The 19,871-nt window shown below is 50.5% G+C and carries 18 protein-coding genes; 7 read left to right on the top strand and 11 right to left on the bottom strand.

The window, feature by feature from the left end:
• Window positions 1-105: 105 nt before the first annotated feature.
• The 3 genes from J4F31_04780 to J4F31_04770 are packed head-to-tail and all read right to left on the bottom strand — an operon-like array spanning window position 106 to window position 3,176.
• The gene (locus J4F31_04780; protein ID MCE2495879.1) at window positions 106-2,406 is read right to left on the bottom strand and encodes a TonB-dependent receptor; all 2,301 of its coding nucleotides are present in this window, start codon (window positions 2,404-2,406) and stop codon (window positions 106-108) included.
• On the bottom strand, window positions 2,369-2,707 hold the full coding sequence (locus J4F31_04775; protein MCE2495878.1) for a cation transporter: 339 nt from the start codon (window positions 2,705-2,707) through the stop codon (window positions 2,369-2,371). The genes J4F31_04780 and J4F31_04775 overlap by 38 nt, the downstream gene beginning before the upstream one ends.
• A 52-nt stretch (window positions 2,708-2,759) precedes the next feature.
• Entirely contained in the window at window positions 2,760-3,176 is a 417-nt protein-coding gene (locus tag J4F31_04770; GenBank protein ID MCE2495877.1) for a hypothetical protein, read from the bottom strand.
• A gap of 208 nt (window positions 3,177-3,384) precedes the next feature.
• Between J4F31_04770 and J4F31_04765 the strand changes: the two genes are divergently transcribed.
• The 4 genes from J4F31_04765 to J4F31_04750 are packed head-to-tail and all read left to right on the top strand — an operon-like array spanning window position 3,385 to window position 10,091.
• The gene (locus J4F31_04765) at window positions 3,385-5,844 is read left to right on the top strand and encodes a response regulator (GenBank protein ID MCE2495876.1); all 2,460 of its coding nucleotides are present in this window, start codon (window positions 3,385-3,387) and stop codon (window positions 5,842-5,844) included.
• 59 nt (window positions 5,845-5,903) lie between these two features.
• A complete protein-coding gene (gene glgB / locus J4F31_04760) occupies window positions 5,904-7,814 on the top strand; it encodes a 1,4-alpha-glucan branching protein GlgB (protein MCE2495875.1) in 1,911 nt (636 codons plus the stop codon).
• A 3-nt stretch (window positions 7,815-7,817) separates the two neighbouring features.
• Complete coding sequence (locus J4F31_04755) at window positions 7,818-9,701, top strand: DUF3536 domain-containing protein (GenBank protein MCE2495874.1); 1,884 nt, start codon at window positions 7,818-7,820, stop codon at window positions 9,699-9,701.
• A gap of 9 nt (window positions 9,702-9,710) precedes the next feature.
• Window positions 9,711-10,091 (top strand): hypothetical protein, encoded by a 381-nt coding sequence (locus tag J4F31_04750; GenBank protein MCE2495873.1) that lies wholly within the window; start codon window positions 9,711-9,713, stop codon window positions 10,089-10,091.
• A gap of 168 nt (window positions 10,092-10,259) precedes the next feature.
• On the opposite strand, the gene J4F31_04745 is transcribed toward J4F31_04750, so the two are convergent.
• A complete protein-coding gene (locus J4F31_04745; protein MCE2495872.1) occupies window positions 10,260-10,571 on the bottom strand; it encodes an isoamylase early set domain-containing protein in 312 nt (103 codons plus the stop codon).
• Between the two features lie 112 nt (window positions 10,572-10,683).
• Between J4F31_04745 and glgP the strand changes: the two genes are divergently transcribed.
• Complete coding sequence (gene glgP, locus J4F31_04740; GenBank protein MCE2495871.1) at window positions 10,684-12,297, top strand: alpha-glucan family phosphorylase; 1,614 nt, start codon at window positions 10,684-10,686, stop codon at window positions 12,295-12,297.
• On the opposite strand, the gene J4F31_04735 is transcribed toward glgP, so the two are convergent.
• The 7 genes from J4F31_04735 to J4F31_04705 form a co-directional block, all read right to left on the bottom strand.
• Window positions 12,294-12,977, bottom strand: coding sequence for a hypothetical protein (locus J4F31_04735; protein ID MCE2495870.1), 684 nt, complete (start codon window positions 12,975-12,977; stop codon window positions 12,294-12,296). The two genes, glgP and J4F31_04735, sit on opposite strands and share 4 nt — an antisense overlap.
• Complete coding sequence (locus tag J4F31_04730; GenBank protein MCE2495869.1) at window positions 12,974-14,440, bottom strand: fibrobacter succinogenes major paralogous domain-containing protein; 1,467 nt, start codon at window positions 14,438-14,440, stop codon at window positions 12,974-12,976. The genes J4F31_04735 and J4F31_04730 overlap by 4 nt, the downstream gene beginning before the upstream one ends.
• Before the next feature lie 41 nt (window positions 14,441-14,481).
• Entirely contained in the window at window positions 14,482-15,381 is a 900-nt protein-coding gene (locus tag J4F31_04725; GenBank protein ID MCE2495868.1) for a hypothetical protein, read from the bottom strand.
• A complete protein-coding gene (locus J4F31_04720) occupies window positions 15,327-15,653 on the bottom strand; it encodes a hypothetical protein (protein MCE2495867.1) in 327 nt (108 codons plus the stop codon). Before J4F31_04720 ends, J4F31_04725 begins: the two co-directional genes overlap by 55 nt.
• Before the next feature lie 4 nt (window positions 15,654-15,657).
• Window positions 15,658-16,089, bottom strand: coding sequence for a T9SS type A sorting domain-containing protein (locus J4F31_04715; GenBank protein MCE2495866.1), 432 nt, complete (start codon window positions 16,087-16,089; stop codon window positions 15,658-15,660).
• 48 nt (window positions 16,090-16,137) lie between these two features.
• A complete protein-coding gene (locus J4F31_04710) occupies window positions 16,138-16,920 on the bottom strand; it encodes an exo-alpha-sialidase (GenBank protein ID MCE2495865.1) in 783 nt (260 codons plus the stop codon).
• Window positions 16,921-16,998: 78 nt separating this feature from the next.
• Window positions 16,999-17,436: a response regulator transcription factor gene (locus tag J4F31_04705; protein MCE2495864.1), complete on the bottom strand. Its 438-nt coding sequence runs from the start codon at window positions 17,434-17,436 to the stop codon at window positions 16,999-17,001.
• A gap of 29 nt (window positions 17,437-17,465) precedes the next feature.
• Here J4F31_04705 and J4F31_04700 point away from each other — a divergent pair, with 29 nt between their 5' ends.
• Together J4F31_04700 and J4F31_04695 are read left to right on the top strand one after the other, a co-directional pair.
• Complete coding sequence (locus J4F31_04700; GenBank protein ID MCE2495863.1) at window positions 17,466-18,584, top strand: hypothetical protein; 1,119 nt, start codon at window positions 17,466-17,468, stop codon at window positions 18,582-18,584.
• An 87-nt stretch (window positions 18,585-18,671) separates the two neighbouring features.
• Window positions 18,672-18,941, top strand: coding sequence for a gliding motility-associated C-terminal domain-containing protein (locus J4F31_04695; GenBank protein MCE2495862.1), 270 nt, complete (start codon window positions 18,672-18,674; stop codon window positions 18,939-18,941).
• Window positions 18,942-19,871 lie beyond the last annotated feature (930 nt).

The raw sequence follows: 19,871 nt of genomic DNA, 5'->3' as shown, positions 1-19,871 counted from the left end.
TAGCCGAATACGAACGCGGCCGACACGTGATCCGGTTGCTTTATCGCTACAATACCGGATACGCAACGGCCGCGCATTTTACTATATTCAAGGAGACTCCTCGCCTCAGCCGTCCGCTTTCAGCAGACGAAAACGAAATCCTGCATAATACATCCGGCCCAGAATAGGCCCCCATACCATCGAGGCATCAAACTCCTCGGCAAACGGATTCTCCGCCGAAACAATGGGCCGCGTCATCTTGAAATTGGTGAAATTCTCCACCCCAAGGTATGCCTCCCAACCCGTTGTCGGCCATTCCTTCGAAACTTGGAGGTTGGCGGTCACGAAGTCCGGCGCCTGCGGCGCGATGCGGTAGCTCGCACCATTATCCCCCGTGTAGGGTAGGCTAGCGGCACCGTGCCACTGAACGGTCAAATCCGCCTTCCAATAGTTTCTACTCTGCCACGCGATGTTCGTAAAGGCCTTATGTGGCTCAATGAATGGCACCCCCCGTAGATCGCCACCAAAGGTCGATTTCACGTCCAAGTAACGGTAGGCCAATCGCACATCGACCCGTCGTACCACTTCGTAATCGAGCTGCACCTGAAAGCTGTGCGAAAAACTGCGCTCGTTGAGGTTGTACAACCGCACCTCGCGCGCCGAAGCATAGAGATCGGTCACGATCTGATTCTGAAAATCGGTGTAGTAGTAATCGACCCGCAAACTGGCCGGCCTGTAATCCCACTCGAAATCGTGAGACGCACTAAACCCGAAGTTCCAAGCTTCTTCTTGTTGCAGCCCATAGGGCAAATCGCTGTCCGATGCCGCGAGCACCCAATCGCGATTGCTCGCCAGTAACCCCATTCGATCGGCGATCATGTTCGGTGTGCGATAAGCCTTTCCGGCACTGGCGCGCAATACCAAGTTCTCATTAACGGCCAATCGAGTGTGCAATCGAGGGGTCAAGTTCAGACCGTAGAGGTTATGCTGATCGGCCCTAAAACCCAAGACAACGGAAAAACGCTCCGGATCGGCCAAAGTGTATTCAGCAAAGGCGCCCGGAACCCGCTCTGAACGCTCGAATACGTCATCGTTGAATGTCTCGGATTGATCGTGGTAAACGAAACTCGCACCGGCCTTTAATGAGTGATCCGGGTGTCCGAGCTCCGTTTCGTAGATGCCGTTGAAATACGCGCTCTGTTCCGTACCGCGCCAAGTGTTGGTCGTTACGTTTACACCGCCGAATTCCGACCGGATATCATGGTAGTTTGCGGCACCCTGAAACCCGAAACTCTGACGTTTTTCGGCATTGATCACATAGCCACCCTTGGCCCATACCTCGGCTCTGTGGCTCTCGTTCGTATAGCCCCAGAGCCCGAGTGAAGCGTCGGAGCCAATAAAGTCCTCTTGGCCCGACCACTGATCAATGTAACTATACTTCACACCGAATTGCGTCCGAAGCCCTTCGGCTTTGAAGCGCCTCCAGGTGTTTTGCAAAAACAACTGATTCCCAAACGGGGTATCCAGAAAATCGTCACCGTTTCGGTCGATCTCGAGCAGTTGGCGCCTTCCATGTAACAGGAAGGTAGTACCCCAATACTCGCCGATCTTCTCGTTCCAAACGACGTTTTCTTCGAGTCGGCCCGCACCGTTCACATAGCCATTCACGAACCGATGTTCTTCATCGGCCGAACTGCGCAATTCGTAGTTGATCTGCCCGGTTACGCTGCTGTACCCGTTGACCACCGACCCCGTTCCTTTGGTCAGCTGAATCGATTTGATCCACATTCCGGGGATCAACGCCAATCCGTACACCGAAGCGAGTCCGTCCATGGCCTTGATGTTCCCCCGAGTATATGTGCTGTAAGGGCCATCGAGCCCCAACATGCGTATTTGTCGGGTTCCGGTGACTGCGTCCGTGAAGCCGGCATCTACGGACGGATTCGTCTCAAAACTCTCCGAAAGGTCACAACACGCGGCCTTAAAGAGCTCGCGTTCGCTGATGTTCTCAGTTAAATTCACATCGAGATACTTCACCGAGGTCGATCCCACCTTTTCGCGCACGGTCACTTCGTTCAACCGTACGTCGGCACTTACCATGGTGATCTGCACTTGCGTTCGGTTTTTTTCGATCTTGAGCGTATCCGAGCGAAATCCCAGATAAGCGACGACCAAGAACTTGGCATTGTTGGGCCGATCGAGTATAAACCGGCCTTCGGCATCGGTCGAAGCACCAACCTCCGTGTCTAACCAGAATAGATTAGCCCCCGGAAGCGGTTCCAGAGTGCCATCGATCTCGCCCAGAACGGTACCTTGGAGCGCACCCGACTGAGCCGTCACCGAGCTGTTCAACAGCGCTAGTGCGGCTACAAAAAGCAAAGCCCTCATATCAATGAGGTTCGTGTGCTCGGTATCGACAGCACTCATGCACACGCATGTACTGTTTGTCCGTCGCTTTGATGTCGCGAGTATCGTGACCTACCTCGGCAATGGACTTCTGGATCGTCATCAAGTCGGTCTTATCGGACCGATACACGAGCACCAATTCGTGCGTTTCACGGTCCCAGTCGGCCTTTTTGACCCCTTTGATGTATGCGGCATTCTCGATGCGCTCTTCACACATCCCACATACGCCGTTCACCCAAATAGTGTCGGTCACTAAGTTTTCTTGCGCGTTTACTTTCACAAAAGTTGCGAGCGCGATCGCTATAAAAATGATCTTTTTCATTGTTCTGATTTTATGGTTGAATTCAATTCAAATCGGGGGTGAATCGCGACCGTCAACCATAGAATCGGAGATCGCCATACTGGATGTATAGCGGAATGTCGGGTGGGTTCTGTGCCTGCGGCACGATGTGTTCTTCGCGTTCCACAACGACATCGTGCGGGACGGTACATGTGCATCCGCCCGCGAGGGCGATACCCGGAACAGAAGGGAGAAGAAGCTCTTTGGTGGCAAGCTGATCTTCGACGAGCCACAGCTCCACGGCGTTGTTATCGCAGCAATCGGGCTCGCTCGCCGGCAGGTCGCAGCCGCCGCTATGCCCGTGGTCGTGAGGTTCATCGTGGCAACTGAGGTCTTCGTGTCCCCAGCTCCATTCGGTCACCTTGCCCATGCATTCGTGCACCGTTCCGTGCACGCCAATGCTCAGCGTGAGGTAGAATAAGGCATATAGGATGGAGAACCCCTTTTTCATAACTTGTCGCTAAGATACGCAGTACATTGTGGAATGTCAATTCGCTCCGGAATGACCGAGAACCCTACGAACATGCAGAAGCGAACGCTGTGGCCTTATTTCTGGGCACTGCTCATTTTCACCCCCTTGGTAGTAGGGGCGCTGACCTATAATAACTATCGACAATTATTATGCAAATCTGCTGACCAACGCCGAAAAGCGGATCGAAGTGCTCGAGGAATTCTTGCGGAACGAGATGGTGCAGACCTATCAGGATCTGGAGTACTTTAAATCGAATCCTGTAAATGCGTTTTACATCAACGACGAGCTGGCCGACCTCGATCGGAGGGTCTTTGAGCGTACGTGGGCGAAGTACGGTCAAATCAAAGGGAACTACCGACAAATGCGATTGCTCGACTCGCTAGTAGAAGAACACCTCAAGATCCAGTTTCTAAGTGATTCCGTGTTGGTCAACGAAATGCTTCAGGATAAATCGAACCGCTATTATTTTCAAGGCCTCCGACTCACACAAGCCGATAAGGTTTATTTTTCGCGGTTCGATCTTAACATGGAAAAAGGGCGGGTCGAGTATCCGCTGAGTCCGGTGATCTGTATCGGTGCGCCGGTGTACTTCAACAAAAAGCGCCAAGGGTACATTCTACTGAACTACGATGGAGCCCGGGTGCTCAATTATTTCGATGTTATCGAAGACGATGACCTGTTCGATGCCTACCTTATCGACGCGATCGGAAACCGGATCAAAGGCCCGATAGATGTTGAGCCGTACGAGTATGTGCTCGATCCGGCCAATGCGCGAACCTTGGCAGGCGATAGGTCCGACCTGTGGAAAATGATCAACCGAAGCGACTCGTCCCGAGTGGTGGCCCCAAGCGATTTGATCGTATTCGAAAAATTGGAGCTCCTCGAGTATTTCGGCCGTGATGTTCGTTCCGAAAAGACCAGTACTCATTGGACCTTGATCGTGCAGGTAGATCAGGAGAAAGTAGACATGGTTCTCGGGACTAGGAGTTTCAGAACTTCGCGAAACGCGGTCATTTTAATCGGCTTGTTCGGCTTGTTTCGGGAAATGGAGCGTCAGGGACGTACGATCGCGGAGATCAACGAAACCTTGGTATCGCAAAACGACGAGCTTACCGAGAGTCGGACCGAACTCCAAAAAGCGATCCGGATGGCCGACGAGGCCAACGCAGCTAAAGGGCAGTTCCTCGCGACCATGAGTCATGAGATCCGTACGCCTATGAATGCGGTGATCGGTATGGCCGACCTGCTCGAGGAAACACATTTGAGTTCCGACCAACGACATTTCGTCGAAACCATTCAGGTGAGTGGAGGCGCGCTGCTGACGGCCGTCAATGATGTACTCGACTACAGCAAAATCGAGTCCGGAAATATGGAGCTCGGCATTCACTCGTTCCGACCAGATCAGGTGACCGAAGACGTGATGTCGATCCTGAGGAACAAGGTGAATCAAAAAGGGCTGGAGCTGTACTACTCTCCTAAGAGGTTCGTTCCGCCATTGGTGCGGGGCGACGGCAATCGCATTCGCCAAATTCTATTGAATCTGGCCAACAACGCCGTTAAATTCACCGATGACGGATTCGTGGCTATCGAAATTTCTTATTTCGAAGGGCGTGAGGGCGGAAACTATAGATTGGCCGTGGTCGATACCGGAATTGGGATCCCTCCGGAAAAGCAATCGCGCCTGTTCAAGTCGTTTTCACAGGTCGACTCTTCCGTTACGCGACGTTATGGAGGAACCGGCTTAGGGCTAGTGATCTGTAAGCGCCTAGCCGAGCTCATGGGCGGAAGCATTGGGGTGGAGTCGGGGCCTGGTAAGGGATCGGCCTTTTGGGTCGATGTACAGCTCGAGGTGGCAGAAGTGCAGCCCGTGAACAGGTTATCCAAAGATGAGGTTGAAATGGCCTTGTATTGCGATACCGATACTCAGGCCTTCTATATTCAACAGTGTTTGAACGTGCACGGCCACATGGCCTCTCGGATATACCGATCGGACCTCGAGCATTGGCCCACCAAGGAAATGGAGCGCACATTGCTCGTGCTTACCGAAGACCAAGAGGTCATTGAGATGCTCAAAACTCGGGTAAAGAAATTTACAGCGAACTACAGGGCCTTCTTGTTCAGCCGCATCCATCGACCCATGATGGAAGGCCCTCAAGCAAGCCGACTGGCTGCCCACGGTAAACCGTGGAAGTACTCGACCTTTTTGGCCAGTTTGCGCAACGAAACGGTGGAGACCAAGCCTATCGAAGAAAAAACACTCAAGAGCGATCTCAAGGTACCGGTGGCCGAAGACAATCCGGCGAACCGGGAGCTCTTGAATTTACAGTTGAAAAAGGTCGGGATCGATGCCGAATGGGCCGAGGACGGCGTTCAGGCCATCGAGAAAGCGATAGCCAAGGAGTACGAGCTCATTCTCATGGACAGCAATATGCCGGGAAAGGACGGTATGGAGGCAACCCGGGAGATCAAGGAGTTTTATGGAGACCGCGCGCCCGTGATAATCGCGCTTACTGCCAATGCAATGAAAGAGGATCGCGACCGGTTCCTGAAGGCCGGATTGGACGATTATTTGAGCAAACCATTTCACTACAATGATTTAATCGCTCGTATCGAAAAATGGACCGATTTCAAGATCGATACTGCCTGATTTAACCTTATATTCCCCCTCATTTTTTGTTATTTAGAGTAGCCTAGAACCAGATCAATATGGATTCGGACGTACAGTCTTTTTCGCTCTTCAACGACGGTGATGTTCAATCGTTTCGCGAGGGCAGCCACTACGCACTACACCACAAATTCGGAAGCACGCCGATGGAGGTCAACGGCACGGCCGGAACCTACTTCGCGGTATGGGTGCCTAATGCCGATGAGGTGGTGGTCATGGGCGATTTCAATGAGTGGAGCCGCGATCGACATAAGTTGAACGTGCGGTGGGACAGTTCCGGCATATGGGAAGGGTTTATTCCGGCCGCAAACCCAGGCCACGCCTACAAGTATTTGATACGGGCAAACCAGCGGGAGGAACTCGAAAAAGGCGATCCGTTTGCCCGTAGGTGGGAAATGCCGCCCAAAACGGCCAGCGTGATCCACCGGTCCGAATATACCTGGAACGACGACGCGTGGCTAAAGGCACGGGCCGACAAAAAAGTGCTTCAAGAGCCCATGTCGGTATACGAAGTGCACCTCGGAAGCTGGCGCCGTAATGCCGATGGCTACTCGCTCAGCTACCGCGAACTCATCGACGCACTCGTACCTTATGTCGTTGAACTGGGGTACACTCACGTTGAATTCATGCCCGTAATGGAGCACCCTTTCTTCGGTTCGTGGGGCTACCAAATTACCGGCTATTTTGCGCCTACGGCGCGATTCGGGACTCCCGAGGATCTAAAGGCCCTCATAGATGCGTTTCATGCCGCAGGCATTGGAGTCATCCTGGATTGGGCTCCAAGTCATTATCCCGGCGATGCACATGGACTTTACCGCTTCGACGGAACGCATTTATACGAACACGCCGATCCACGCAAAGGGTTTCACCCCGACTGGAACTCGTACATCTTCAATTATGGGCGCAATGAGGTTCTCGCCTTTTTGGTGAGTAATGCCCGATATTGGTTCGAAGAGTTTCACGCCGACGGCTTGCGGGTCGATGCCGTGGCTTCGATGCTGTACCTCGATTACTCGCGCAACGAAGGCGAGTGGATCCCCAATGAGCACGGAGGAAGAGAGAACTTGGAAGCCATACATTTCATGAAGCAAATGAATGAAGTTGTCTACCGCGACTTTCCGGGGGCGCAAACCATAGCCGAGGAAAGTACCAGTTTTCCGGGGGTTACCCAACCGACCTACTTGGGCGGACTCGGATTCGGGAAAAAGTGGATGATGGGATGGATGAACGACTCCCTAGAGTATTTCAAAAAAGATCCGTTGTACCGTCAGTACCACCACAATGAGATCAGCTTTAGCCTTACCTACATGTTCTCGGAGAAATTCATGCTGCCCCTTTCGCACGACGAGGTGGTACACGGAAAAGGTTCGTTGTTGGAGCGTATGCCGGGTGATGAGTGGCAGCGGTTTGCACATCTGAGGTTGCTGTTTGGCTACATGATGGGGCACCCGGGAAGCAAGTTGTCGTTCATGGGCAACGAGATCGCTCAGCCGTTTGAATGGAAACACGACGAACAGTTGCGGTGGGATCTACTTAAATACGAACCGCACAAAGGACAATACGAAATGATCAAAGTGCTGAACGAGCTTTACAAAAGCGAACCTGCACTATACGAAAGAACTTATGAGCAAAAAGGATTCGAGTGGATCGATCACAGTGATCACGTAAACGGAACACTGGTTTGGATTCGCCATGGCTTCGATCCGAAGGACGACTTGGTGATCGTTGCGAATTTTACTCCTGTAGCTCGCGAAAGCTTCCGCATTGGAATACCTTCGGATGGGCGTTGGTCCGAGGTACTGAATACCGATGATCGGCGTTTTTACGGAAGTGGTTTTATCAATGGAGAAGCACTGGAAACGAACTCTAGCGGTTGGCATGGCCGACCGTATTCTTTGGACCTGAAGGTGCCGCCCTTGGGTGTGACCTTTCTGAAGAAAAGCAATGCATAATTCATGAGGAAGATACCTTACGTCTGTATTCACGGACATTTTTATCAACCCCCGCGCGAGAACGCCTGGCTCGATGAGATCGAGATACAGGAGTCGGCGGCACCTTATCACGACTGGAACGAGCGCATTATGCGCGAGTGTTACGGACCCAATACCACGAGTCGAATCTTGAACGATCAGGGTAAGCTCGTGGATATCGTGAATAATTACGCCCGAATGAGTTTCAACTTCGGGCCAACGCTTTTATCCTGGCTCGAGCAGCATGCCCCTAAAGCCTATCAGGCCATTTTGGATGCGGATAAGTTGAGCATGAAGTATTTCAATGGCCACGGGTCGGCCATGGCTCAGGTGTACAATCACATTATAATGCCTCTGGCTAATCGGCGCGATAAGGAGACGCAGGTTTTTTGGGGCTTGCACGATTTTAAGGTGCGCTTTGGGCGAGATGCCGAAGGAATTTGGCTTGCGGAAACGGCTGTGGATACCGAGACGCTGGAAGTTTTGGTCGATTTCGGCATCAAGTTCACCGTGCTTTCGCCTTATCAGGCAAAGCGTTTTCGGAAAAAGGGAGAGAGTGAATGGGCTGACGGAATCGACTCACGTAGACCGTACACGATCATCCTGCCGACAGGCAGAGAAATCAGTATTTTCTTTTACGACGGCGAACGAAGCAAAGGGGTGGCCTTTGAGGGGTATTTGAACGACGGAGGATTCTTTGCCGAGAACTTGGTTTCCGGTTTTGACGAATCGATCGAGGAGCCGCAGTTGATCAATATTGCTACGGATGGTGAGAGTTACGGCCACCATCATAAGAATGGCGATATGGCATTGGCGTACTGTATGCGTTTTTTGGAGGAGTCGGGCCGCGCAAAGATGACCAACTACAGCCAGTACTTGGCGATGTATCCGCCCGAATATGAGGCGGAGATCGTGGAGGATTCGAGCTGGAGCTGCGCTCATGGTGTTGAGCGTTGGCGGAGCAATTGCGGCTGCCATACCAGTGGTCCCGGCCACTGGAATCAAGAGTGGCGCGTAGGTTTACGCGAGGCATTGGATTGGCTCAGCGATCAGTTCGCCGATATTTATGAACGCGAGATGTCTGATTATGTGGACATGCCCTGGAGCGTTCGAAATAAGTATGTGGAGGTGATCTACGAACGCTCGCTTGAAACGCATGAGCGATTCGTGGAAGATCATACGAAGAAAAGGCTTGGAACGGAGGAGGTCACGCGTTTTAACCGGTTGTTGGAAATGCAAAAACACAGCCTGTACATGTTTACGAGCTGTGGTTGGTTCTTCAACGATATTTCGGGGATCGAAACGGTTCAGATACTCCAGTACGCAGCACGCGGAATACAGTTGGCGGAAAGCGTGAATAAGAGGAGGCTGACGGCCGGATTCTTAAAGCGGTTGAAGAAAGCTCAAAGCAATATCCCGGAAAAGGGTACCGGAGAGGACATCTACCTGAACGACGTGGCACCCAAGGTGCTTACGCTGACTCAGGTGGGAATGCACTATGCGGTGGACTCCCTTTTCGAGGACAGTTCGCAGGAGATCACTGTATTGAATTACGACTGTACGAGCGACTGGTTCCACAGAAGTAAAATGGGAACGTACATTTTTGCAGCGGGTTTTACGCGAGTTCGCTCCCGGGTGACCATGAGTGAAAAGAAGTTCAGCTTCGCCATTTTGTACCTGGGTAACCACCACTTGATCGGCAGTACGGCGACCAAGTTGGTGCCGGAGGAATTCGACTCTATTGTTGATCTGGCCGCGGCCACTTTTGACGCGGGGAATTTGTCGGATTGTATCGACATCATCAAGAAGTACTTCAAGGAGAAGAGTTTCTCGTATTTCGACCTGTTCAAGGATCAGCAGCTACGTTAGTTGCAGCGAGTGATTCGCGAACAGGAGGAGCGCGCCATGGCCTCCTACGAAAAGATCTACGACTCGAGCTTTAGCCTACTGAACCTCATGCGGAATAGCCACCTCAATGTGCCCAAGGTGTTGCAAAGGAATTTGGAAACGGTTTTCGAGTACAAGCTCGAGGAGATCTTCACCGATACGGAGAACGGCTTCAACTTTACCAAGCCAGGTCGTTATGCGGGTGCCATCGAGAAATGGAATGCCGCTACCTACCTCGATTACGATCGCTTGAATTATTTAGCTACGAATAGGCTCGTGGCTAGGATCGAAAAAGTCGATGAAGAAACGGACCGGGAGAAGTGGTTCAAGGGTACTGCGCGCTATTTAAAGCTCACTGACGCATTGGAATAACTCCGCAGATCAATAGGCTTCAGGATTTCGTGTTCAAGTTCGTGGTGGCGAATCACCTGAATGCAGCAGTTAAGAAATCCGCAACCGAACTGGCCGAGCTCATTCAGCTCGACATCAGTTCGAATGCGGTCACTACACAAAAAGAAGAGTGGGCTTGAAGCCCGAGTACTATGAAAGCGAAACGATGGAGTTATCGTCGAAGGAAACGTCGTTCGGGCGGTATGCATCTGCCTCCCAATCGTTTTCCCACATCTTTCCATCGATCACATAACGAAAGGCATAGTCGCGTCCCGTTTCCAGATCAACGACGGTCTTGAACGTTCCGTTCTTTAATTTTTTCATCGGGGTCTCTTTCGGATACCAACCGTTGAATTCACCGGCCACAAAAACTTCAGAAGCATCAGGTGCTGCTTCGAAAGGCAAAGAAAAGGTCACCTTGCAAACCGGCTTTGTTTTTAGGAATTGCTTTTTAAGGCTCATGGTGTTTCTTCAATTAATAAAGCAAACATAACACAAATTTACTTAGTGTTAAAGCTACACCAAGTTAATTTTCCTTTAATTTGATACCAACAAACGATAAAGTGCTGCATTGATGAGCTCTAATGATCAACCCAAAGTTGCCTATTTCTGTATGGAATACGGCCTACACGAAGAATTTAAGATGTACGCCGGAGGTCTCGGAATCTTAGCCGGTGACTACATGAAAGGGGCTAAACAATACAATTTTCCGATCGTGGGCATCGGAATAAAATGGAAACAAGGGTATACCGATCAACGGATCGACGCCGACGGAAAGCCGTACGACACCTACCACAATTACGAGTACCCCTTATTGGAAGACACGGGGATTATCGTGCCGGTTGAGATTCGTGGACACGAGATCCACTGCAAGGTTTGGAAAACAGAACGTTACGACAACGCGCCGTTGTACTTGCTCGACATCGATATCGAAGAGAATGGAGAGCGTTGGATCACCGGGCAGTTGTACGGTTGGTTTGGCGAAGAGCGCATAGCTCAAGAGCTCGTGCTGGGTGTCGGAGGTGTTCGAGCATTGCGTGCATTAGGGATCGAAGTTGATATTTATCATTTCAATGAGGGTCATGCTTTGTTCGCAGGATTTGAGCTGATTCGTGAAAAGCGCCGGCAAGGAATGTCGCACGAAGAGGCATTGAAAGCAACCCGCGATGAGGTGGTATTCACTACGCATACACCGGTAGTACAGGGGAACGAATCTCACCCTATCGATAGACTCATGTATATGGGAGCGAACATGGGCATGACCATTGAGCAGCTCGTGGCCCTGGGAGGGTCTCCTTTCAACATGACCGTAGGTGCCCTGAGTCTATCTAAGATGTCGAATGCCGTGGCTCAGCTTCACGGTGAAACGGCCAACAAGATGTGGGATCACGTTGATGGCCGTTCGGACATCAAGGCCATTACAAACGCCATCCACGTTCCTACTTGGGTAGATAACGGAATGCTCGACGCAGCTGAAAAAGGCGAGGGTATTTGGGAGCGCCATCAAGAAAATAAAAAGAATCTGGTAACCTTCATTCAGGAACGTACGGGGGCTCAGCTCGACGCAGAGAAACTCCTTATCGGATTCTCGCGTCGAGCAGCACCGTACAAACGATCCGACCTCATCTTTAACGAACCGGAAGTCATTGAGCCACTATTGAAAGACCAGTGCTTGCAGATCGTTTTCAGCGGTAAGGCACACCCTTTTGACGACACCGGTAAGGGAATCGTGAAGAACCTGGTTGCTATGAGTAAAAAGTATCCGGATAGTGTAGTCTTCCTCGAAAACTACGGTATGGAGATCGGTGCTCAACTGACCCGCGGATCCGATGTTTGGTTGAACAACCCCCGTCGCCCCATGGAGGCATCGGGCACCTCGGGAATGAAAGCCGCCATGAATGGAGTATTGAACTTCAGTATCCTCGACGGATGGTGGCCCGAAGCCTGTGAGCACGGCGTAACGGGTTGGCAATTTGGCGACGGTTTCGAGTCGGACGATTACGAAGTGCTCGATGCACACGACCTAGCAGCGCTGTACAAAGTGCTTCAGGAGGAGGTGATTCCGGCGTACTACAACGACAAAGCGAAGTGGGTCGAAATGATGCGCGAAAGCATTCGGCAAACGCGCGTTCAATTCGATGTTAAACGTATGTTGGAGGAGTATTACGAGTTGTTATACAACGCTTAATCCCTCACGAAACGTTCGGAACACCCGATTCCAACATCACGACCTATCTCAGCGATTTTGAGGCAATTGTCATCGAAACTGAACACATAATCGTGCTCGGCCACCAGCAAACGAGCTTCTGTTGGGGTCCTATACTCTCCGTCCGTGGAACGGAATCCGCTTGCGTTGATCAATAATTGGTATTGGCCATTATTGATATTGAGTTTTTCTTTGGTGCTGAGCTTCTGCACTTTTTTCCAGTCGTGCTCAATTACACTGTAATAGTAGCGACAAAGATCTTTTTTATAAACGCCTCCTCCATTGAGTAGTAGGGACCTCAGCTCAGAGCGGGTAGTCACATGCCAGCCCTCGGGGCCGAAACTTCTTGGGTCATTGATCACGAACCAATTATAGAGATAGCCCGAAGCTTCTTCATATCCATCACCACCTCCATCGATTTTACAGTAAGCCGGACTTCCTTCGGCGATTGCTTGTTTCCAGGCCTCTTCATCCTTTGCAAAGGGAATCGGGTCACCATTTCTAAATTTAGTACCGGCGTAGTTCTCAGCCATGATCCAACGCTCGCCAAATTGCACTATCCGGTATTCATTTCCATCGTGGTCCGTCATAACTTCTTGGGCTTGCACAGTAATTCCAACGGTCAAGGCGAAACCGAATACGATTTTTGAAAATACGCTCATGGTTTTTCTTTTAAGGATTTTATCAGTCTGATGTTTTGTCCAAAGTCATATGAAGTAAAAAATGAGGGTTCAAATACCCCCGGCGTTAGTGTTTTTCCTTGCACCATTTTGAAAGAACGGAAAACAAAACCCCAATTACCGTCCTCAACCTCCGGCTTTTTGAGCTCTGGGCTGTATTCCCACCAATAAGCGCATGAACCGAACTCTTCGAAATCATTGCGATCAACTCTACCGCCAGCAAGGGCATTGAACCCAAAAGTATTCGTCGTATAACTCGATTCGGGCCAAGTACTATCAGCTTTTAGCAAGGTGGCTTCTCGCGGGTGGTTAAGTTCCAATGTAAAATTGTACCAATCATCGTAGTTGGGCACTTTGTAACCATTCAGCGCTATTCCCCTCGGGTCATAAAGAACGGCGGCATTGTAGTACAGACCGTATGAAGCGTTCGCCGGGTCAAATTCGGCATATGTGGCGGCCGGTACCCGCATAGCACAGTAGGCGAAAAACTCATCTCCATTTGATACCACCAGAATAGAGTCGCCATTATTAAATCGAGTCGTGCGCAAATTGGGCTCCGTGATCTCATATCGCCCGATTCGCAGTACGTTATATTCATTTCCGGAGGCATCGGTCAATGGACCGGGAGGCAAAAAGAGCTCAAGTGGAGTTTTGACGTCTTCTGCTCTAATCATCAGGTGCTCATTTGAAAAGTCTGCCTTCAAAACGTGATTTGGGATAACCTCACCGGCAAAGGTTCTTTTGATCATGAAAGCATCGTGCTCGAAGCTATTTTCAAAGGCGACAGTCCGAACATACCCTTTTCTGAAAAGCTCTTCTTGAATACAAATCATCGCAAGTGATGCAACTTGCTTCTTGGTTAACCCGTCTATGGCAATTTCACTCAGGTCGAGCTCTATATCCACCTTTTCTTCATTGTCTAAGTGTCGATAGGCATAGAACGAAACCCCTTCGGCATTCCAGTCGTAGCTACTTTTGAACTTACTGTAATCCGCGCGGTCCGATTCAACCTCAGTTCGCCAATAACTATCGGGCGGGTCTTGTGCTTCTTCGATAACCAACTTAATTACCTGCTGAAGCAAAGACCAGTGTTCGTCACTAAAATTAAATGGCATTTCATCGGACGGATTTATGCGTTCTGCATCTCCATAGTTCAGGGCTTTCATAGAGATCCTCAATGGAACAGCCGTATACACAGCATGGTCGCTTTCGGGGTCGAGTACTAACAAAAATTCACGCTCCCACAGTCCGAGACTACTGTAACCACCGGTGAGGATATCCATATTCTCTTTTGTATAGCCTTTTGCCCGTAGGTCATTGCGGAACGATTCGAAATACTCATTCAAATCGTTCCGGTCTTCCTTTTCAGCGTAGTACAAGTTTTTGACGTCTGCACCATGCTGAATATGGCTCCAACGTCGGGCATCCACAGGCTTTGCGCCCACTCTGATCGACTCTCCGGCGCATAAATGATGGTTTTCTGGCCCTACGGGCCGATGAACACTGCCGAGTCCTTCACGAGTCCCTCTTCAAAGTTGGCCTTGACCGTTAATCCCGGATCGAGCTCCAGCACTCCGTTTCCATGTGGTTTTCCATTGAAAAATGGCCCGGAATAGGTGCGATCGGGCTCCAAAAACTTCGCTTTACCATCGCCTCCTTGGCAATCGCCGGACAAGCACTCATATGCTCCGGTAAGATCGAACTCCGGCGTACGAAAACCTGCGGGCTTTAGTTTCGACCTCGGTGTGCGCTTGGCCTCCCAGTGCATGACCCATTGGTCAATATTCTCGAAGGTTACACTCACCATCCACCAATCGTCGAAATAAACGCCCTTGTATTCCTTATTCAATACGCGCTCCCCGCTAACTCCGGCCCGCTCCATGTAGTGCTGTTCCGAAATAGTGATCTCAGAACGAGTAGCCAAAGCGTATTCAAGTAAGATCAGCTGTTTGATGAGGTTGGGTTTTTGAGCCTCCCAGTCGATGTCCGAGCTGGGCTCGATCAAGTGTGCTCGGAATTCGCGATCACGACTTTCGCCGTACCCGATTAAATAGCTTCCCCACGTCCAGGGAATTGACTGTTTCGATCGATAGCAAATGCGCTGCACCGCTCCGTACGACCGCGTATCCCGCTCATCCCCGTTGGCTTCTAAAACGGTGCTTTTGAAATCCATGAATAGTGTACCTACCTGCTCCATAAACGAATCGTCCGGACAATCGCACTGCGGCCCCGAGATATCTAAAAAGTCCTCTTCGTTGGACGATAGTACATTTCGGACCGCGCGCAAGTAAAGCTTAATGGAATCGTAGGAAACAGAAAAAGGGGGAACACCTATGGCCGTGACATCCCACGTATCGTCCCGGTACGAGAACCGCAGACCGGCCACATAGTAGCTAGAACTCGAGCAAAAAGGAGTCCGACCAAAGCTTCCGAACCGCGTTGAAAGTAAACCGGGAACTGCGTAATTTCCGCCGTACGTGCACTTCCGCCCGAGAGGGCGTTGATCTCATTCGAAAACTCCGCCGCAATTCCGTTGCCACCCGCGCGCACATCGCCCAGAAAACGCTCCAGCCCTGCCTTGTACGGCTGAGCTAGTGCGGTGAGTCCAAGAAGGACCAGTAAAGTGGTGATTTTGATGCGCAGTACCGGGTGGGCCAAAGGGCTATTGTACCATCACGGGTTTCGAAAGGGCACCCTCCGAACTTTCGAGCACCAGGAAGTAGGCCCCGGCCGGTTGTAGTGCTACGTCAAAGATGGCACTGAGCCCTCCCTGGCCCTCGAAAGAGTGAAGATCTACAACTTGCCCATAGGCGTTTATTAGCCGCCAAGTGCCTTCCATGGGCCCATCGCTTTCCCACGCAATGTGAAGGCGGCCTGCGGCCGGATTCGGCCCGATCTTCACCCGGAGCAACTCCTCCAATTCGTCAATGCTCGAACTCTGATTGTTCACGGGCATCCGCCAGACCGAGTCGTTCGCGGCGACGTATAAATAGTTGTCGGAGATATTAGCATCCGTTACGCTCCAGTTCGCCGGCGATATTTGTGTCCAGTTCGTGGCGTCGGTCGATTCGTAAATCCCTGCGAACGGGCTCAAGGCGTAAAAGGGGCCTCCCGTAGTGGCCCTGGCCTTGCTGAATCCACCTCAAGGAGTTGTTCCACACCCATGGCTCACCCACGTGTCGCCATCGTCATCCGAGTACCGGAACGATGGCCCCGCCAAGTACAATCGGCCCGATGCACCCTCGGTAAACCAAGCAAAGGTGGAAGTACCTAACTCCGTTTCGTCCGTGGCATCGACCCACGAGGCGCCACCGTCCGTGCTCTTCCACACCCCGGCATTGAAGGTACTGATCACCAACACCCCATTGCTCGTTAGGATCATGGCCTGCATAGCATCGGACCCTATGGCAAAGGGCGAAATGATGGAGTCGGACACCGAGCCGTTTTGATATCGTCGCAAATAAAAATCGAGGTCTCCATTCATGGAGTTCGACGGTGTGTAAAACCGACCTTGAGCATCGATGTAGAAGTTTCGATCGTTGATGCTCCAATCGGGCAAATCGGCCAATGGCTGTAGTGTTGAGCCGTTATCGCTAGAGTAGTATAGGGAATCGACATAGGTCAAACTTGCTCCCGATTGCTTTTTTCGGGTAACAATGTACATGTTGTTCTGGGCGTCGAAGCCCACATAGCTGTGCTGAAAGTCGCTGTCCATCACCGACCAGCTGGCGCCGTCATCGGCCGAAACATAAGCCGATCTTCCGGCGTCTCGCGAGTTGAACGAGGCAACCATAACCCCATCGTCTGCCGATACATCGATGCGCGGCTTTTCCCACACGAGGTCTTGTGTATCGTAAAAGAATCCGAGGTTTTGCCAGCTTTGAGCTTGTGCGCAGGTAACGGCAAAAAGTAAAGTTCGTATCATGACTTTGGCGGGTTCGTTGGTTCACAGCCAAAGTACTACGATGCCTTACGCGTGTAAATAGGACGTTTGTACCAAATTTCAGAACCAGCGGTTCTTCAAGGCCTTCTGAACGGCCTCGGCCTTGGATTGTACCTGCAGCTTTTTGTAGATACTGTGCACATGGTTGCGTACGGTCTTGGTGCTTATGAACAACGCGTCGGCGATCTCCTGATAAGTCTTGGCCTCAGCCAAATGCTGCAAAAGCTCGACCTCGCGCTTGCTCAATTTAAAGGTCTCTAATTTTTCTGTGCCTACGGCACGATCCGCACCTCGCATGAACGCCAGAGTCTGCCGTGCCAGGGCTGGGGACATCGGCATACGCCCGTCGAGTGCCGCATAGAGGGCATTTTCGATCTCCGCAGGGCGTTCACCTTTCAGTAAATAGCCTATGGCTCCGGCCTGCAAAGCTGCGAACAAATGTTCTTCCTGATCGAATACGCTCAGCATTACGATCTTGATATCCGGATAGCGTTCCACGTTGGTTTATGACCGGTTCCCAGTCCGTTATGAAAGCATTGCGTGCCATTACGTTTTACATTTTGACCTTTGTGTTTGTGGTCCTCTCAAGCAATGCGAAGGCACAAGAACTTTATTATTACAACACAAATAGACAGGTATTTCGGGTCGACGTGAATACAGGTTTGGCCACGTTGCTCGTCAGTCATCAAGCGATACCGGGACAAGATGGGACTGATATAACTTTTGACCCAAGCGGTGAACTTTATGTCATATCGGTCTTCGGAGGAATTCTAAGAATTGATACAACTTCAGGGATGCTCACTCCAATAGTGACCTTGCCCGCTCAATCCGGATTCTCGAATTACAGAGGTCTTACGGCAGATAGCGAAGGAGTATTATATGCGAGTAACGCCAATGGTCAAATCTTTTCACTTGATTTGAACACAAATCAAGTTTTGAACCTCGGAAATATCGGTGCTGGAATCATTGGAGACCTCACCTTCTACGACGGCCAAATTATTACAATTACAACCAATCCGGATCTCCTTGTTCAGGTGGACACGACGCCTCCTGCTTCTTTTACATTCACGGCGGCTTTATTTGGAGGACCATTTATCAACAATAATGGCTTGTCCTACTGGGTTGAGGTTTGCGGAAATACCAGGACATTTGTAACGGTACCCGATATAGACAAAGACGGTTTCTCGGGGCATTACGAGTTTATATGGCCAAACGTAGGCTTTTCTTTTATTTGCTCACTCCCCGGTGATGCGGCCGGGCTCGCAATTAAAAACGAGTATTTATCGTCTATTCCTTCACTGGGAATAGACAGTGTATCCGCAACCTCCTCCTGTGGCGCCGGAAACATCTCGGTAGAGGCGATTGGTGGAATCCCACCCTTCACCTACGCCCTAAATGGCGGGCCTTTTCAACCCGACGGAGTGTTCACCGAATTGCCATCAGGTTTGTATTCGGTCTTTGTAGAGGATTCTTTGGGTTGTTCAGATTCCATAAAGGTTGAAGTAATCACTGCAGAACCTTTGGAGCTTTTGGTAGATGACTTTGTTGAACCCACTTGTGATGAATTCAATGGCGAAGTCGTCTTCTCCGCCACTGGCGGAACAGGAGCCCTGGAGTACTCCATTAATGGAATTGATTTCTTTTAAAACGGCCTTTTCGACAACCTGACCGCAGGAGCCTATGATCTTACGGTGAGAGACGAGGAAGGGTGCCTTGACCAAACCGCTTTTGTTTTGGAGAATCAAAACGAGGGTTGCGATATTAGCGTTCCTAATGTTTTTTCACCCAACGGTGATGGCAGAAATGATGTGTTCATCATTCAGGGCCTCGCAGGGCGCATGAATTCCTTTCGCATTTTTAATAGTTGGGGTACTCAAGTCTACAGTCGGGTGAACTACTTGAATGATTGGTCACCCGATAATCTTTCCGAAGGAACCTACTATTATGTTCTGTCCGTTGAAGAACTAGAAGATTTAACCGGGTTCGTCACCCTGGTGAGGTAAGACGAGAATGTGACATACAGAACCTCTTTTTCGGTTTAGAGGAGCCTCTTTTCGCCAAGCGAAACCCACTTACAGCCCCCGCGCCACTTATAATACTGCTATCACTGCTTCCTCGGGGGTTTTGCCCTTTGCGCGGCAAGAAGCCGTTCTAGGAGGGACTGCTCACAAAGTCAAAGTCGCCTGCGCTTCGCTCGATCTATTTATTGCTCCTGAACTCGAAGCGAGCTGCGCAAAGTCGCTGCGATAAAGAGCAGGGGTTTTGCCGCCTGTGCGGCAAAAAGCAAAAGGAGGACACAAGCAAAAGCCGGCCCTCACTTCGTTCGCCTTTTTCATTGTTCCCGAAGCTGAAGCCAGCTTGGCTTTGCCCGCTGTGCGAAAGAGCAGGGGTTTTGCCGCGTTCGTGGCAATACTTGTGGTGTATTTTGGATGAAGCTCGAACTTATTTTGAAAAAAAGTCGAATCGGGTCAGTAAATCTAGTAAACGGCGGGGGAATCCCCCGTTGACATCGAAAAGGTCGCCCGTTGCAGAGCTTCGGGCGTGTGTGTTGTCCGTCCTTCGGAAGAATCGAGTTGAAAAATCCGTTCGTAGAACGCTGACTGAATCAATCGGAGAGTTGAATCGGTTGAAAATGTGAATAACCTTGATATGTTGTGAATTAATGTTCATTTCTTGTGAATTGAAAAACCCTTTTACGTTTTCCTGCGGGTGGGCAAAAAAGTGCGGAGGGTGATTGCTCTTTTCATAAAATTAGTGCCTGAAAGGCGTGTTTTATGAAATGTGCAAGCAGGGCTGGCATTACTCAGGTTGTATAAAATCTCCTTTTCAAAATTTATACAACCTATTATTGTTATGGCTTAAGACCGGAACAATTGGATAGATTTGTTCTGTAATGCCTGTAAAATATAGCAAACTCAGCGATTACAAAATCA

The organism is Flavobacteriales bacterium, from assembly GCA_021296215.1.
Taxonomy (GTDB): Bacteria; Bacteroidota; Bacteroidia; order Flavobacteriales; family ECT2AJA-044; genus ECT2AJA-044.
The sequence above is the reverse complement of the archived record's forward strand: the minus strand, read 5'-3'. Positions and strand labels throughout refer to the sequence as shown.

Bases quoted from the DNA above. Each gene is read 5' to 3' on its own strand.
- J4F31_04755 (MCE2495874.1), top strand. From the start codon at position 7,818: ATGAGGAAGATACCTTACGTCTGTATTCACGGACATTTTTATCAACCC.
- J4F31_04770 (MCE2495877.1), bottom strand. From the start codon at position 3,176: ATGAAAAAGGGGTTCTCCATCCTATATGCCTTATTCTACCTCACGCTG.
- J4F31_04735 (MCE2495870.1), bottom strand. From the start codon at position 12,977: ATGAGCGTATTTTCAAAAATCGTATTCGGTTTCGCCTTGACCGTTGGA.
- J4F31_04745 (MCE2495872.1), bottom strand. From the start codon at position 10,571: ATGAGCCTTAAAAAGCAATTCCTAAAAACAAAGCCGGTTTGCAAGGTG.
- J4F31_04710 (MCE2495865.1), bottom strand. From the start codon at position 16,920: ATGATACGAACTTTACTTTTTGCCGTTACCTGCGCACAAGCTCAAAGC.
- glgP (MCE2495871.1), top strand. From the start codon at position 10,684: ATGAGCTCTAATGATCAACCCAAAGTTGCCTATTTCTGTATGGAATAC.
- J4F31_04700 (MCE2495863.1), top strand. From the start codon at position 17,466: ATGAAAGCATTGCGTGCCATTACGTTTTACATTTTGACCTTTGTGTTT.
- glgB (MCE2495875.1), top strand. From the start codon at position 5,904: ATGGATTCGGACGTACAGTCTTTTTCGCTCTTCAACGACGGTGATGTT.
- J4F31_04780 (MCE2495879.1), bottom strand. From the start codon at position 2,406: ATGAGTGCTGTCGATACCGAGCACACGAACCTCATTGATATGAGGGCT.
- J4F31_04775 (MCE2495878.1), bottom strand. From the start codon at position 2,707: ATGAAAAAGATCATTTTTATAGCGATCGCGCTCGCAACTTTTGTGAAA.